The organism is Leuconostoc aquikimchii (assembly GCF_040838325.1).
GTDB lineage: Bacteria > Bacillota > Bacilli > Lactobacillales > Lactobacillaceae > Leuconostoc > Leuconostoc aquikimchii.
This window is the reverse complement of sequence record NZ_JBFPER010000001.1, coordinates 550,350-564,412: the sequence shown is the minus strand read 5'-3', so window position 1 is coordinate 564,412 and position 14,063 is coordinate 550,350. Positions and strand designations below refer to the sequence as shown.

General features: G+C 40.8%; 9 protein-coding genes, 2 rRNA genes and 1 pseudogene. All 12 read right to left on the bottom strand.

Annotation, left to right across the window (positions count from 1 at the left end; genetic code table 11):
* Nucleotides 1–230: 230 nt before the first annotated feature.
* Nucleotides 231–1,730 (bottom strand): annotated as a pseudogene (locus tag AB3K24_RS02865) (lectin-like domain-containing protein); the annotation flags it as partial.
* Nucleotides 1,731–2,058: 328 nt separating this feature from the next.
* Nucleotides 2,059–2,841 carry an alpha/beta fold hydrolase gene (locus AB3K24_RS02860; protein WP_367973705.1) on the bottom strand — a complete coding sequence of 261 codons (783 nt, stop codon included), beginning with the start codon at nt 2,839–2,841 and terminating at the stop codon, nt 2,059–2,061.
* Nucleotides 2,842–2,919: 78 nt separating this feature from the next.
* Nucleotides 2,920–4,329: a dihydrolipoyl dehydrogenase gene (gene lpdA, locus AB3K24_RS02855; RefSeq protein WP_367973704.1), complete on the bottom strand. Its 1,410-nt coding sequence runs from the start codon at nt 4,327–4,329 to the stop codon at nt 2,920–2,922.
* Between the two features lie 2 nt (nt 4,330–4,331).
* Entirely contained in the window at nt 4,332–5,636 is a 1,305-nt protein-coding gene (locus AB3K24_RS02850; RefSeq protein WP_367973703.1) for a dihydrolipoamide acetyltransferase family protein, read from the bottom strand.
* Nucleotides 5,629–6,609: an alpha-ketoacid dehydrogenase subunit beta gene (locus AB3K24_RS02845; RefSeq protein ID WP_367973702.1), complete on the bottom strand. Its 981-nt coding sequence runs from the start codon at nt 6,607–6,609 to the stop codon at nt 5,629–5,631. Before AB3K24_RS02845 ends, AB3K24_RS02850 begins: the two co-directional genes overlap by 8 nt.
* A 1-nt stretch (nt 6,610) precedes the next feature.
* On the bottom strand, nt 6,611–7,747 hold the full coding sequence (locus tag AB3K24_RS02840; protein WP_367973701.1) for a thiamine pyrophosphate-dependent dehydrogenase E1 component subunit alpha: 1,137 nt from the start codon (nt 7,745–7,747) through the stop codon (nt 6,611–6,613).
* Nucleotides 7,740–8,750: a lipoate--protein ligase gene (locus AB3K24_RS02835; protein ID WP_367973700.1), complete on the bottom strand. Its 1,011-nt coding sequence runs from the start codon at nt 8,748–8,750 to the stop codon at nt 7,740–7,742. Before AB3K24_RS02835 ends, AB3K24_RS02840 begins: the two co-directional genes overlap by 8 nt.
* A gap of 212 nt (nt 8,751–8,962) precedes the next feature.
* On the bottom strand, nt 8,963–9,364 hold the full coding sequence (locus tag AB3K24_RS02830; RefSeq protein WP_367973699.1) for a rhodanese-like domain-containing protein: 402 nt from the start codon (nt 9,362–9,364) through the stop codon (nt 8,963–8,965).
* 59 nt (nt 9,365–9,423) lie between these two features.
* Nucleotides 9,424–10,119 carry an adaptor protein MecA gene (locus AB3K24_RS02825; RefSeq protein WP_367973698.1) on the bottom strand — a complete coding sequence of 232 codons (696 nt, stop codon included), beginning with the start codon at nt 10,117–10,119 and terminating at the stop codon, nt 9,424–9,426.
* 70 nt (nt 10,120–10,189) lie between these two features.
* Complete coding sequence (gene spx, locus AB3K24_RS02820) at nt 10,190–10,624, bottom strand: transcriptional regulator Spx (protein ID WP_367975552.1); 435 nt, start codon at nt 10,622–10,624, stop codon at nt 10,190–10,192.
* A gap of 130 nt (nt 10,625–10,754) precedes the next feature.
* Nucleotides 10,755–10,871: ribosomal RNA gene (rrf, locus tag AB3K24_RS02815) — 5S ribosomal RNA — on the bottom strand.
* 91 nt (nt 10,872–10,962) lie between these two features.
* Nucleotides 10,963–13,877: ribosomal RNA gene (locus AB3K24_RS02810) — 23S ribosomal RNA — on the bottom strand.
* Between the last annotated feature and the right edge of the window lie 186 nt (nt 13,878–14,063).

Sequence of the window (14,063 nt, the reverse complement as noted above, 5' to 3'; positions counted from 1 at the left end):
CAAACAGTCCAATCGCTTCCTGTTGGTACCCCACTATCATCTAGTGTCGCAGTTGAGGCCGTCGTTGAATAATACGTTTTGGTAGACTGATCAACTGGATCTGTTACAGTAACAAACTGAATCGTTGTCGCATTATTATCATCGTGAATGCGTATTCCGTGAGTATTCTGATACTTGATATTTTCAGTTGCTTGTGCCATAGCCATTTGATATGGCGCATACACATAAACAACCGTACCGTTATCTCCAGCATTTTCCAATACGCCATTTGCGGCTAAACTAGCTGTTCCTGTAACGCTACCATCATCCATTTTGATAAACTTGTAATTTGTCACGCTGAGTTGGGTTGTCTCATAATGACCATTTTGTGATGGCCCATCAGGATAACTAACTTGTCCTTGCGCAACTTGATTACCCTGCATATCCACATATTTTACATTAACAGTTGCAGCTTGCTTGAAATCAAAACTTTCGATTTTGAATTGCTGCAAATTTTTTGATCCTCCGGTTGAGGCACTAACAATCATAGCCATTGCTTGGTTTGAATCGGATACAGATGTTACCCAACTCAAAGTTGTGCCATCAGCTTCAGTATAACTAATCGTCAAATCACGGCTAGTTCCATTATAATTAACTACAAAATCATGGAACTCTCCGTCTAAATCGCCTGCATTTAATGTCTTAGCACTGTTGGCATCAGTAGTGGCCCACCATCTTTGATAGTAATTACCATCGGTAGCTTGAACTGACTTATCTGCTGTTGTTACAAATGCACCAAACTGAGGATTAGCTGGGTCAGTATCCCAACCATAACCATTAGAATCATTTACAGCAACTTGCGCACCATCTTTAGCTGTCTGTGGTGTCCGATACCCATTATGATATGTATCAAGTTTGAATCCAATAGCGTTTTGTAATCCTCCGATTCCAAGGTTACCACCAGCATTTCCAACATCAGTTGTATTCCCAGTATGGAACGCAAATCCTATACCATCAGCTCCCCCGTTAGCCGAAGTTTTATTACCTAGTTGCACTTGTCCTTTTAGTGTGAAACTTGTGCCCATGTCAATCTTACTTTTCAACGCAAAATTACCGACCTGATTGTTTGTGTCCGTGGTAATTGTTACAATACCTGTACTTTGATCGTAATTAGAACTAGAACCTTGGACGTCAAAGTAATCTTTGAAATTATCTTTGTCAACGTGTGTTATACCATCAGCAGTAGCATCACGAAGCATTGGGTTATTAGACATTAATGATTTTACATTAGAGATATTAGGTACAGACGTAGCTGTTACCGTTGCCACTTCACTTATTGGCGTAGCCGTTGGCGTTGCCACTTCACTTGTTGGCGTAGCCGTTGTCGTTGCCACTTCACTTGTTGGCGTTGCTGTTGGCGCTGTTACTTCACTTGTTGGCGTTGCTGTTGGCGCTGCCACTTCACTTGTTGGCGTTGCTGTTGGCGCTGTTACTTCACTTGTTGGCGTTGCTGTTGGCGCTGTTACTTCACTTGTTGGCGTTGCTGTTGGCACTGCCACTTCACTTGTTGGCGTAGCCGATGGCACACTGGTGTTTCCTTTTTGTTGGTTAATTTCAGTTGAATCAGCACTGACCTTAGTCATAGTCGCCTGAGTAAATGATAAGCTGATTGTTATAGCTGTCAAACCTGCAAATATCCAATGTTTACCGTTCTTATACATTTTGTAATGAGTTTTCGATTGCTGTTCCATGCTTATATCTCTCCACTTTCTTATACTGACCTTTTTAGCATATCCTTAAAAATAAAAAATTTAACTGAGTATGACCCAAAAACATTATGTTTTCAGTGCTCCTAAGTCAACAGTTACGAGCCTCTTCATTTTTTTGTATATTTCTAGATATATACAAAAATACTAACAAAATTATAGACATTTTCCATTAAAGGTGGTACAGTAACTACTATAGTAATATAAAAATGAAAAGGCTCGTAACTGTTAAATTACGAACCTTTTCATTTTTATATTTTTAAAAAAACACGTCCCAGATAAAATCTTATCTGGGACGTGTTTTATTATTCTTTTACAATTGATTAATAAATTCTAACACAACTTGATTAAACATCTCTGGCACTTCAATATGCGGTATATGACCCGCACCATCAAAAATAATGTATTGTCCATTTTCAGTCATATTTGCCGCTAACTCCGAATGTTTCGCGGGCCACAATGGTGACTCGCCACCGGCTAAATAAAGATGTGGTACACGTTCACGGTGCAAGACATCACGCCAATCTTGTACCGCACTATTTAACAATAATGGCATGTTAAATTGAAAATCAAAGGGTTGATAATTTTCACCGATTGCCCGTTTAATGTCATTTGAAATTTTCAACCGCGTCAATTTTGTATGTGGTAATTTTTCAATTGCTAGCATAATTGTACCCATGTCAGCATGAAAGAGTCCAAAGGGCCATGTGTCATCATGTAACATTGTTGGTACTTGATCTTCAGTAATCACAGCTCTGACATTTTTGTCACTAAATAATGATAAATACGCCCAAATTGTACTTGCGCCCATAGAATGACCTAACAATATTGGCTTTTTTAACTGAAGTACTGATATAAGTTCTGCTAAATCTTTGCCATGACGTGACAGGCGCATGCCATAATTAACCGTCTCACTTTTACCATGATTACGACGGTCATAGGTAATAACCTGTAAACCGCTAGCTACCAACACATCAACTTGTGCTGTCCAGGTTGCCTGATTACCAGAATAACCAGCAACTAGAATCATAGATTGTCCTTGCCCGTATATATTGTAGTCAATGGTGACATCATCAGTTGTTGTAAATCTTGCCATATTTATCCTTATCTAAATAAAGTTGCCACAATAGTGACAACTTTATTTTATCATGATTATTTAAAAGAACGTTGTGGTTTAAATATGAATTGGTAAGCCATCAGCTAGTTCAGCAGTATCCATAATTGCTTCTCCAAGGGTTGGGTGCGGATGAATTGTTAATGATATATCATTAGTAGTCAACCCATTTTCAATCGCTAGTGACAGTTCAGAAATCAAATCCGAAGCACTTGGCCCAACAATTTGGCCACCAAGTAACGCATGTGTCTCTTTATCACTAATTAATCGAATAAATCCAACCGTATCATCCATGGAAATAGCACGGCCATTACCAGCAAACGGAAATTTTGAAATTTTAGCATTAAGTTTTTTGTCTTTTACTGAATCTGGTGTTTCACCAGTTGTTGCTAATGCATAATTTGTGTACGCCACAGCTGGTAATGAGTAGTGCAAATCATGCGCTTGTGGATCTTCTGAAATCGCACCAGCCGCTATTTTTGCTTGAAAGCTCGCTTTATGGGCAAGCTGTGGGCCTGCAGTAATATCGCCAATCGCATAAATATGCGCAACACTTGTTTGCATATTATCAGCTATTTCAATCACACCACGATCTGATAATTTAATGTCCGTGTTATTAATTCCAACATCATCCGTATTCACACGTCGACCAACCGCCACCAATAAATAATCTCCGGTGATCGTTTGTTCTTTGCCAGCAACTTCATAGGTTAACGTCACATTGTCTGTTGTTTGTTCTGCTGATTTAGCCACTGCAGACGTGACAATTACACCACCACGGCTTGTAAAATCATCTAATACTGGCTTCGTCATTTCGTGATCAAAGCCGTTTAATGTGTGATCTAAACCTTCAATAATTGTCACTTGCGTCCCTAAATTAGCATAAGCACCACCTAATTCAGAGCCAATCACACCACCACCAACAATGATCAATTTCTTTGGTATGGCAGTTAAACTCAAAACACCTGTTGAATCAATAATACGACCACCGAATGGCATGCTAGCTAATTCTACTGGACGTGAACCAGTTGCCAGAATCGCATTATTAAACTGTAATAATTCATGTCCATCTTCTTGTAACACGTTAAGTGTCGCATTATCATTAAACCTTGCTTCACCCTTAATAATTTCCACATGGTGTTTTTTGAGCAACATTTCAACACCACTAGTTAACGCACTAACAACCTTGTTTTGTTTCCAGTCTTGAACTTGATGCCAATCCAACGTTGTACCAGTTGTTGTTAAACCAAAAGGTGTTGTAGACATTGCTGTACGATAATGATGTCCAACATTAATTAAAGCCTTTGATGGTATACACCCAACATTCAAACAAACGCCACCAATCGTATCGCGTTCAATAATAGTGACTTTTTGACCTAATTCAGCCGCACGAATAGCCGCAACATAACCACCAGGACCAGAGCCAATCACTACTGTATCAATTTCACGTGCTTGAGCACCCACAACCATGATTACACCTCCATTAACATATAAGCCGGATCAACCAATAATTGCTTCAAATAATTCAAGGCTGATTGTCCCAGCATACCATCAATTAAACGATGATCATAACTGAGCGATAGTTTCATATTTTGACCAATCGCAAGCTCGCCATCCTCATTGACAATAGGTTCTTTCAAAATTGAACCCAGTCCCAAAATAGCGACTTCTTTACCACTAATTATGGGCGTAAACCAAGTACCCCGTGCTGAGCCTAAATTAGAAATAGTAATCGTCCCGCCTTGCATTTGTTGTGGTCGAATCACACCCGTACGAACCGCTTCAGCCAGTTCAGAAATTTCTGAAGCAATAGTTAAAATTGATTTTTGATCCGCATGTGCAATAACTGGTACATACAATCCTGATGGGGCACTAACTGCTATGCCCATGTTAACATCATCATGATAAATAACTTCTTGTGTTGCCATATCTAAACTAGCATTCAATTCTGGGAATTTTTTAGCTGTGGCAGCTAATGCCTTCACAACATATGCTAGATAAGTCAATCGAATGCCATCGTCAGCAGCCTGCGCTTTAAATACTTGACGATGGGCCACTAACTTACTAACTTCAACCGAATCAAAATTAGTAACGGCCGGAATAGTGCTATTCTGTGTGCTCATTGCTTTAGCAATTGCCTTACGCACTGGTGTTAATGGCTGGCGTCCCTCTCGCAATGGTTCAGGTGCAGACAGAGAAACACTGTTCTTCATAACAGTCGTTTCTTTTGGTTTGATCACTGGTTGTGCGTCAATTTCCGTTGTTTCGTCAATGCCTTGGAAATTCTCAACATCGGACAAAGTGACATGCCCATGACGACCACTCGGTACAACTTTTGTGAGATCAATACCTTTTTCATGGGCCAAATGACGCACTGAAGGCATAGCCAAAACATGACCATTAGCAACTTGTACCATTGTTTCTGCTTGTGGATTCGTCACCGTTTCAATTTGTACGATCGACTTTTCTGACGATGTTTCAGAAACTTGCTTCTTTGCCACTGTATCTGGTTCCTGGCCGCCTACTGATTCACCGCTGCCATCGCCATCAAATTCAATTAATGAATCACCCACTTCAACAGTTGTGCCTGCTGCAACAAATAATTTTGTTACTTTGCCGCCATAAGGTGATAAAATTTCTTGAATCAACTTATCATTTTGAACTTCAGCAACGGGGTCATCCATGGCGACAACATCTCCGACCTTAATTAACCATGATGTAATATCTCCTTCAGCCATACCTTCGCCAATATCAGGCATTTTAAAAATCTCAGTCATAATTCACAACCTCCATTACCTTGGCGACAACATCATCAGATTTAATCATCCAATCATTTTCTGCTTGTCCAAATGGATAAACTGAATCTGGTGCTGCAATACGCCCAATCGGCGCTTTCAAACTCAGGATAAAGCGCTCAGAAATTTCACTCATAATGCTTGCACCAATACCCGCCATACGTTGTGCTTCTTGAACAACAACAACCCGACCAGTTTTAGTAACCGTGTCACCAATACTTTGAATATCCAATGGCGACACCGTGCGTAAATCGAGCACATCAGCTGAAATACCATTTTTATCTAATTCTTCGGCCGCCTTTAAAGCAACCGGCACACCGCCACCATAAGAAATAATTGATACATCGGAACCTTCATGAACAACCGCCGCTTTATCTAGCGGTGTTGTATAGTATCCTTCAGGTACTTCGCCTTTCATTGACCGATATAAATGTATATTTTCTAAAAATACAACAGGATCGTTAGATTCAACTGCACTCAAGAGCAATCCTTTTGCATCAGCAGGATTAGCTGGCATAACCACACGAATACCAGGAATTTGTGCCACCATACCCTCGAGATTGTCAGCATGCATTTCGGGCGTCTTAGTGCCGCCGCCATAAGGTGATCGTACAACAATGGGCATATTACGCGTCCCATTAAATCGGTATCGATTACGAGCCATTTGACCTGCAATAGAATCCATCACTTCAAACACAAAACCGAAAAATTGAATTTCCATAATTGGTCGATAATCTTGTGTCGTCAATCCAATCGCTAATCCACCTATGCCCGATTCAGCCAAAGGTGTATTGAAAACACGATCTTCGCCATATTTCGCTTGTAACCCATCTGTGGCTCGGAATACACCACCATTTTTACCAACATCTTCACCAAAAATTAAAACATTATTATCTTTTTCTAACGCTAGGTCCATCGCTTCACGAACCGCATCAATATAACTTTTAACAGCCATGTTACTTTCCCTCGCTTTCAAACTTGGTAATTTGCTCAGCCATCGCATAGCTTGGTACTTCAAGTGTATTTTTGATAAAGTCAGAAATTTTCTGCTTAGAAACCTTATCAGCTATCTTAATTTGATCATCAATAAGCGCATTTATCTCAGTGATGTAAGCTGCTTCTTTCTCTTCGTCCCAAATAGCTTGACTGGTCATATATTGCCGCATTCGAATTAATGGTTCTTTTTGCCAAGCAGCGTCAATATCAGCTTGTGTGCGATAACGTAATGGATCATCACCTGCTGTTGAATGCGCTTCCAAACGATTAGTAAGTGTTTCAATTAACACAGGACCTTTACCACTAGTTGCCCAATCCCGCGCCTCCTTGGCTGCTAAGTAGACCGCAATGGGGTCGTTACCATCAACAACGATACTTGGTACACCCGCAGCCCAACCTTTTGCGGCTAAATGGGATGCTGCTGTTTGCATCGCACGTGGTGTCGAAATAGCAAAGCCATTGTTTTGTATAAAGAAAACTGCATTCGCTTTATAAGCGCCAGCAAAATTCACCCCTTCGTAAAAATCACCTTGTGATGAGCCACCTTCACCTGTGTAAGCGTAAGCAACTGCATCTTTTTTCCGCTTTTTCATGCCCAGTGCAATGCCCGCGGCTTCAACATATTGGGCACCAATAATAATTTGTGGCATCCATGAATTAACTGGTTTGCCTTCTTCGGTTGTAAAAACATTTCCCAAAACATGGCCGCGTGACCACAAAATTGCTTTCCAAATCGGCCAACCTTTAACAATAATTTGAGGAATATCACGATATCCTGGCATTAACCAATCATCAGCTTTAAAAGCGTATGATGATGCCAATTGTGAAGCTTCCTGGCCAGCAGTTGGTGCAAAGAAACCAAATCGACCTTGCTTTGCCAACTTAGTTGAACGAATATCTAGCTGGCGACTTAGCAGCATACGCTTCATAATATTTATCAAGTCCTCATTGGATAAATGAGCTCTTTGTAATGAATCATTATCAACAATTTCACCAGAACTGTCTAAAATACTCAATATTGGAAACGCATCATCTTGTGCTTGAATTTGATGGTCAAAATCAAGAATTGCCTTGTTCGCTACAACGATATCACGCATTAGTTTCTACCTCATCTTTCTGAAAAAACGTCTCTAGTAACTCATCATTTGTAATGCTGCCAAAGTACTGACCATCCTTGTTTTTCTCTAAAATATCAGTAACAGCATTGTGCGTGAATGGCACCCCAATTAATTGTTCCTTCATCTCACGCCAATCACGAACTCCCAAAAAATCACCTTTGAAATTAACATTTGTTATTTTACCGTCATCAACATCAATTTGCACATCAATACTACCGCCATTAAATTTTGCATGGTTATTGTACATAAACTCAGGACTTTGACCGTAATTCCAAGACCATTGAGAAAACTTTTCGTCTCGCAATTTTAAAATATCAGATTTTTGATTCTCGTTTAATTCATATTCATCATCTCGTCCCTCATTTGTCAAAAAATAAGTTAACTGCTCAATAAATTTAGCAGTCGTTAAATCTTTTGGTGCGTAATCTTTAATGTTACCAACACGTGATCGCACGGACTTAGCTGCTTTTGATATAAATTTCTCATCAGCAACATTCAATGAACGTACCATTGCATCCACATCTGTATTCCAAAGTAACGTCCCATGATGCATAAGATACCCACCGGCGTAACGCTGAGCATTTCCCGAAACTTTTTTACCCTCAATCTCTAAATCATTTCTTCCCGTTATATCAACATGAATACCAAGTGACTCCAATGCATCAGCCATAGGTTGAACAAATTGATGGAAGTCAACACGTGCACTACTAGACACAGGCACAAAGAACGTAAAACAAATATTTCCTAAATCATGATAAACTGCCCCACCGCCAGATACACGTCTTACAACTTCGACGTTATGTGCATCAACATAGTCGGCATTAACCTCAGAAAATGTATTTTGATTTTCACCAACAATTACAGCACGTTTATTTTGCCATAAAGAAAATATTGGTTCCTTTGATTTTAAATTTTTTAATAACCACGCATCCATAGCAATATTGGTATAAGCATCTTGATTAAAATATTTAATATACTGCATTCCTATCACTCCTTCACGTTGTAAACGCTTACATTATTACACTGTTTATTATACACTTGTTTTTTGAAAATTAAAAATCTAGTTTTAACTTTTAATGCATACAACAAAAAAGATACACTTAGACATGCAGTAAACCTTCACGTGTTAGACCAAAAAATCTAACGCGTGAAAGTTACTACAAAAAACACTAAATATATCTTTTTTGTATAAAATTATTTTGTTGTTTTGCCATCATATCGACTAAAACCACCACGTAAAATAAAAATTTTACTTTTGGCATACCCTTGTTTCTTCAAAGATTTACTGACACGAACCACATCTCGTAAACGTTCATCGTACAAAAAAATATCGCGATCTTTCCGTAATCCAGATTTCCCCTGTGAAAAATTAGCCATTGGTATGTTACGAGCTCCCATTATATGTGAGCGTTTATATGCGGGTGATTCTCTGACATCAATAATTTGACCATTTTCATTCGCTGTTTTTTCTGTAAAATCGACTGGCGAAAGCAAAATAGCACTCGCTTTCGCAGATAAAAATACCCACAGCCAACTGCCTAATGCTATGACACCCCACACAACAACAACTATAATGACAGTTGCTAATAAATTCATAACTTATCCCTTCTAATAACAACAATGCTCATATTTTGACTTAAATCAACGCTCTACGTTCATTTAAAAATGCTTTTTATTTGATCAAGCGCACTATCATGCATAATTATTTCAGCATGTTCACGTAATACATCTTTTTTAATATCACTGACTTCAGAAAACTCAATTACTAAAGATTTTCTATCTTTAATCATGTCTGGCGCCATTATATTTAATGGAAACGTTAACACGAGGTAAAAAATAGCATTATAGCGATACAAGTCAGACAGAACATTTTCTAATTGAGATATTTTTGATATTGCAATTAGTGCTTCAAAATCCATTAATTTTAAGACAAGTTCAGAATTTTTTTCTAGCTTTTTAGGGTCAGACACACCCGTACTTGAAGTCATCACACCATCATCATTCTGTTGCAAATCAGTGCGTCTTTCGTTAGTAATATCATCATCCACATCTGCTGATTTATTTTTTGCATAACTCATCAAGTTATTAATAACATCGCCAACTTGATTTTCACTATCTAATCTTGAAATAAATAATTCAAGTCCATTACGATTTGGTAAAATTTGAAAACTTACTTGATCATCATCACTAAAATCATGATCAACATCCACTTCAGATAAAATATTATAAAAAAATGATTCAATTTTATCATGGTCACCTAACAGTTCCATAACAGAAATGCCACGATCTTTCAAGTCGTTATTCTCAATCATAACCCGAATTGTATTGTCATTGATTCTTTCCATTTCCATAACTCAGTATCCACCTTTCACCTGATTTGTAAAATTCCTAAGGAAAAGTAATCGAAAATGGCTAATACGTTCAGTCTCTCTCAACTACTAGATCCTTCCCTTGTTCTTCATAGTCTGCCTTAAATGTCGCACGAACAAGTTCACGCTGTCGTATTTCACGCGGCAAAAAACGACGTATTTCATCGTCATTATATCCAATCTGCATACGACGATCGTCCATGATAATTGGACGTTTTAATAGAGAAGGATTGTTCACAATTAATTCTATAAATTGATTAATAGAAATACTATCAATATCCACATCTAACTTTGCGAATACTTTTGAGCGTTTAGAAATAAGCTCCTCTGTACCATCTTCAGTTAAGCGAAGTATTTCTTTAACCTCATCCGCACGCAATGGTACTTTATTTACATCACGTTCAATATAAGAAATATTATGATCGTCCAACCATATTTTTGCCTTTCGACAAGAAGTGCAACTTGGTGATGAAAATAATTTAACCATGACCATAAAATATTGCCTCCTTAAAAAAACTAATAATTACATTATAGCAAATTTTATTAAGAAAGTATATGGCACTAAAATATCCAATAACCAAAAAAAAATACCCTTCTCAGAGTACTCTCTATGTACGGCACCGCATCTTCCTATCCTCGCAGCCAGCGATCCGGCAACTACTTTCAGCGTGATAGAGCTTAACTTCTGTGTTCGGAATGGGAACAGGTGTGTCCTCTATGCTATCAACACGACACCTTTGAGTTTTACACTCAAAACTAAATAGTATCAAATTCTTCTTCTAAATTTTGCCACTCATATCTTCTCTTGAACTTCCGTTCTTGACTTTGGTTAAGTCCTCGACCTATTAGTACTAGTCCGCTACATTGATCGCTCAACTTCCACTTCTAGCCTATCTACCTCATAATCTCTAAGGGGTCTTACTTCTTACGAATGGGAAATCTCATCTCGAGGCGAGTTTCACACTTAGATGCTTTCAGCGTTTATCTCTTCCAAACATAGCTACCCAGCGATGCTCCTGGCGGAACAACTGGTACACCAGCGGTTTGTTCACCCCGGTCCTCTCGTACTAAGGGCAACTCCTCTCAAATTTCCTGCGCCCGCGACGGATAGGGACCGAACTGTCTCACGACGTTCTGAACCCAGCTCGCGTACCGCTTTAATGGGCGAACAGCCCAACCCTTGGGACCGACTACAGCCCCAGGATGCGATGAGCCGACATCGAGGTGCCAAACCTCCCCGTCGATGTGGACTCTTGGGGGAGATGAGCCTGTTATCCCCAGGGTAGCTTTTATCCGTTGAGCGATGGCCCTTCCATGCGGAACCACCGGATCACTAAGTCCTACTTTCGTACCTGCTCGAGTTGTTGCTCTCGCAGTCAAGCTTGCTTATGCCTTTACACGCTACGAATGATTTCCAACCATTCTGAGCAAACCTTTGAGCGCCTCCGTTACCTTTTAGGAGGCGACCGCCCCAGTCAAACTGCCCGCCAGACACTGTCCACGATCACGTTGAGTGACCAGTGTTAGAATGTTCATACAACGAGGGTAGTATCCCACTTTGTGACTCCGACTAGACTGGCGTCCAATCCTCTTCGTCTCCTACCTATTCTGTACAAGCAGCACAAACATTCAATATCAAGCTACAGTAAAGCTCCATGGGGTCTTTCCGTCCTGTCGCGGGTAACCCGCATCTTCACGGGTATTTAAATTTCACCGAGTCCCTCGTTGAGACAGTGCCCAGATCGTTACGCCTTTCGTGCGGGTCGGAACTTACCCGACAAGGAATTTCGCTACCTTAGGACCGTTATAGTTACGGCCGCCGTTTACTGGGGCTTCAATTCGTACCTTCGCCGAAGCTAAGCACTCCTTTTAACCTTCCAGCACCGGGCAGGCGTCAGCCCCTATACTTCATCTTACGATTTTGCAGAAACCTGTGTTTTTGATAAACAGTCGCCTGGGCCTATTCACTGCGGCTCATCTTTTACAATGAGCACCCCTTCTCCCGAAGTTACGGGGTCATTTTGCCGAGTTCCTTAACGAGGGTTCTCTCGCTCACCTTAGTGTTCTCCACTCGACTACCTGTGTCGGTTTGCGGTACGGGCAGTGTAATACTTCCTAGAAGCTTTTCTCGGCAGTGTGACATCTCAGACTTCTCTACTTTATTTCGATCCGCATCACAGCTTGTTCTTATCAGTAAAAAGCATTTCACTCTTCGCCAAACTTACTGCTTGCACGCACTCATCCATCGGTGCGCTTCTGTTAGCCTCCTGCGTCCCTCCATCGGTCAAACGCATTACTACTGGTACAGGAATCTCAACCTGTTATCCATCGACTACGCTTCTCAGCCTCGCCTTAGGTCCCGACTAACCCTGGGAGGACGAGCCTTCCCCAGGAAACCTTAGTCATTCGGTGGACAGGATTCTCACCTGTCTTTCGCTACTCATACCGGCATTCTCACTTGTAAGCGCTCCAGTAGTCCTTACAGTCTACCTTCATTGCCCTTACAACGCTCTCCTATCGCGTACTTTTAAGTACACCCGCAGTTTCGGTAATATGTTTAGCCCCGGTACATTTTCCGCGCAATGGCACTCGACTAGTGAGCTATTACGCACTCTTTAAATGGTGGCTGCTTCTGAGCCAACATCCTAGTTGTCTATGCACTATCACATCGTTTTCCACTTAACATATATTTAGGGACCTTAACTGGCGATCTGGGCTGTTCCCCTTTCGACGGTGGATCTTATCACTCATCGTCTGACTCCCATTCATACATAGCTGGCATTCGGAGTTTATCAAACTTTGGTAACCCGAGATGGGCCCCTAGGCTTAACAGTGCTCTACCTCCAGTATGCTTATAATGAGGCTAGCCCTAAAGCTATTTCGGAGAGAACCAGCTATCTCCAGGTTCGTTTGGAATTTCACCGCTACCCACAGTTCATCCGAGCATTTTTTAACATGCACCGGTTCGGACCTCCAGTAAGTTTTACCTCACCTTCATCCTGACCATGGGTAGGTCACCTGGTTTCGGGTCTACAGCATCGTACTATTCGCGCTATTCACACTCGCTTTCGCTGCGGCTCCGGTCTTTCCACCTTAACCTCGCACGATACCGTAACTCGCCGGTTCATTCTACAAAAGGCACGCCATCACCCATTAACGGGCTCTGACTTCTTGTAGGCGTCGTGGTTTCAGGAACTATTTCACTCCCCTTCCGGGGTGCTTTTCACCTTTCCCTCACGGTACTGGTTCACTATCGGTCACTAGGGAGTATTTAGCCTTACGGGATGGTCCCCGCAGATTCCGACCGGATTTCACGTGTCCGGCCGTACTCAGGATCCTGAAAGAAGTGTGCTTTATTTCGCGTACGGGGCTATCACCCTCTTTAGCCAAGTTTCCCAACTTGTTCTGCTATAAAACACTTTTGTAACTCCTATTTATCAGTCCTACAACCCCAGAATGCAAGCACTCTGGTTTGGGCTCTTCCCGTTTCGCTCGCCGCTACTTGGGGAATCGATTTTTCTTTCTGCTCCTGCTGCTAATGAGATGTTTCAGTTCACAGCGTGTTCCGTCAATAATCTATGTATTCAATTATTGACAACTCTTTTCGAGTTGGGTTTCCCCATTCGGAAATCTCTGGGTCATAGCGTACTTACCGCTCACCAAAGCTTATCGTAGTTAGTCACGTCCTTCATCGGCTCCTAGTGCCAAGGCATCCACCACGCGCCCTTATTAACTTAACCGTCACAACCGTAGTTGTGCTTTAAGTTTATGAGTTGGTCTTCTTTCAGACCTGCGTTTTTTATCCATTCCTGTTACAGAATTTCTTTTTTGCTTTGTTTCTCGGCTTAATTTATTAATAATTTTACTTATCTTTAAAAGAATTTGTTACTATTCAGTTTTCAATGTGCAACTCCGGCAGCTTTGAC

Bases quoted from the DNA above. Each gene is read 5' to 3' on its own strand.
- AB3K24_RS02860 (WP_367973705.1), bottom strand. From the start codon at position 2,841: ATGGCAAGATTTACAACAACTGATGATGTCACCATTGACTACAATATA.
- lpdA (WP_367973704.1), bottom strand. From the start codon at position 4,329: ATGGTTGTGGGTGCTCAAGCACGTGAAATTGATACAGTAGTGATTGGC.
- AB3K24_RS02850 (WP_367973703.1), bottom strand. From the start codon at position 5,636: ATGACTGAGATTTTTAAAATGCCTGATATTGGCGAAGGTATGGCTGAA.
- AB3K24_RS02845 (WP_367973702.1), bottom strand. From the start codon at position 6,609: ATGGCTGTTAAAAGTTATATTGATGCGGTTCGTGAAGCGATGGACCTA.
- AB3K24_RS02840 (WP_367973701.1), bottom strand. From the start codon at position 7,747: ATGCGTGATATCGTTGTAGCGAACAAGGCAATTCTTGATTTTGACCAT.
- AB3K24_RS02835 (WP_367973700.1), bottom strand. From the start codon at position 8,750: ATGCAGTATATTAAATATTTTAATCAAGATGCTTATACCAATATTGCT.
- AB3K24_RS02830 (WP_367973699.1), bottom strand. From the start codon at position 9,364: ATGAATTTATTAGCAACTGTCATTATAGTTGTTGTTGTGTGGGGTGTC.
- AB3K24_RS02825 (WP_367973698.1), bottom strand. From the start codon at position 10,119: ATGGAAATGGAAAGAATCAATGACAATACAATTCGGGTTATGATTGAG.
- spx (WP_367975552.1), bottom strand. From the start codon at position 10,624: ATGGTTAAATTATTTTCATCACCAAGTTGCACTTCTTGTCGAAAGGCA.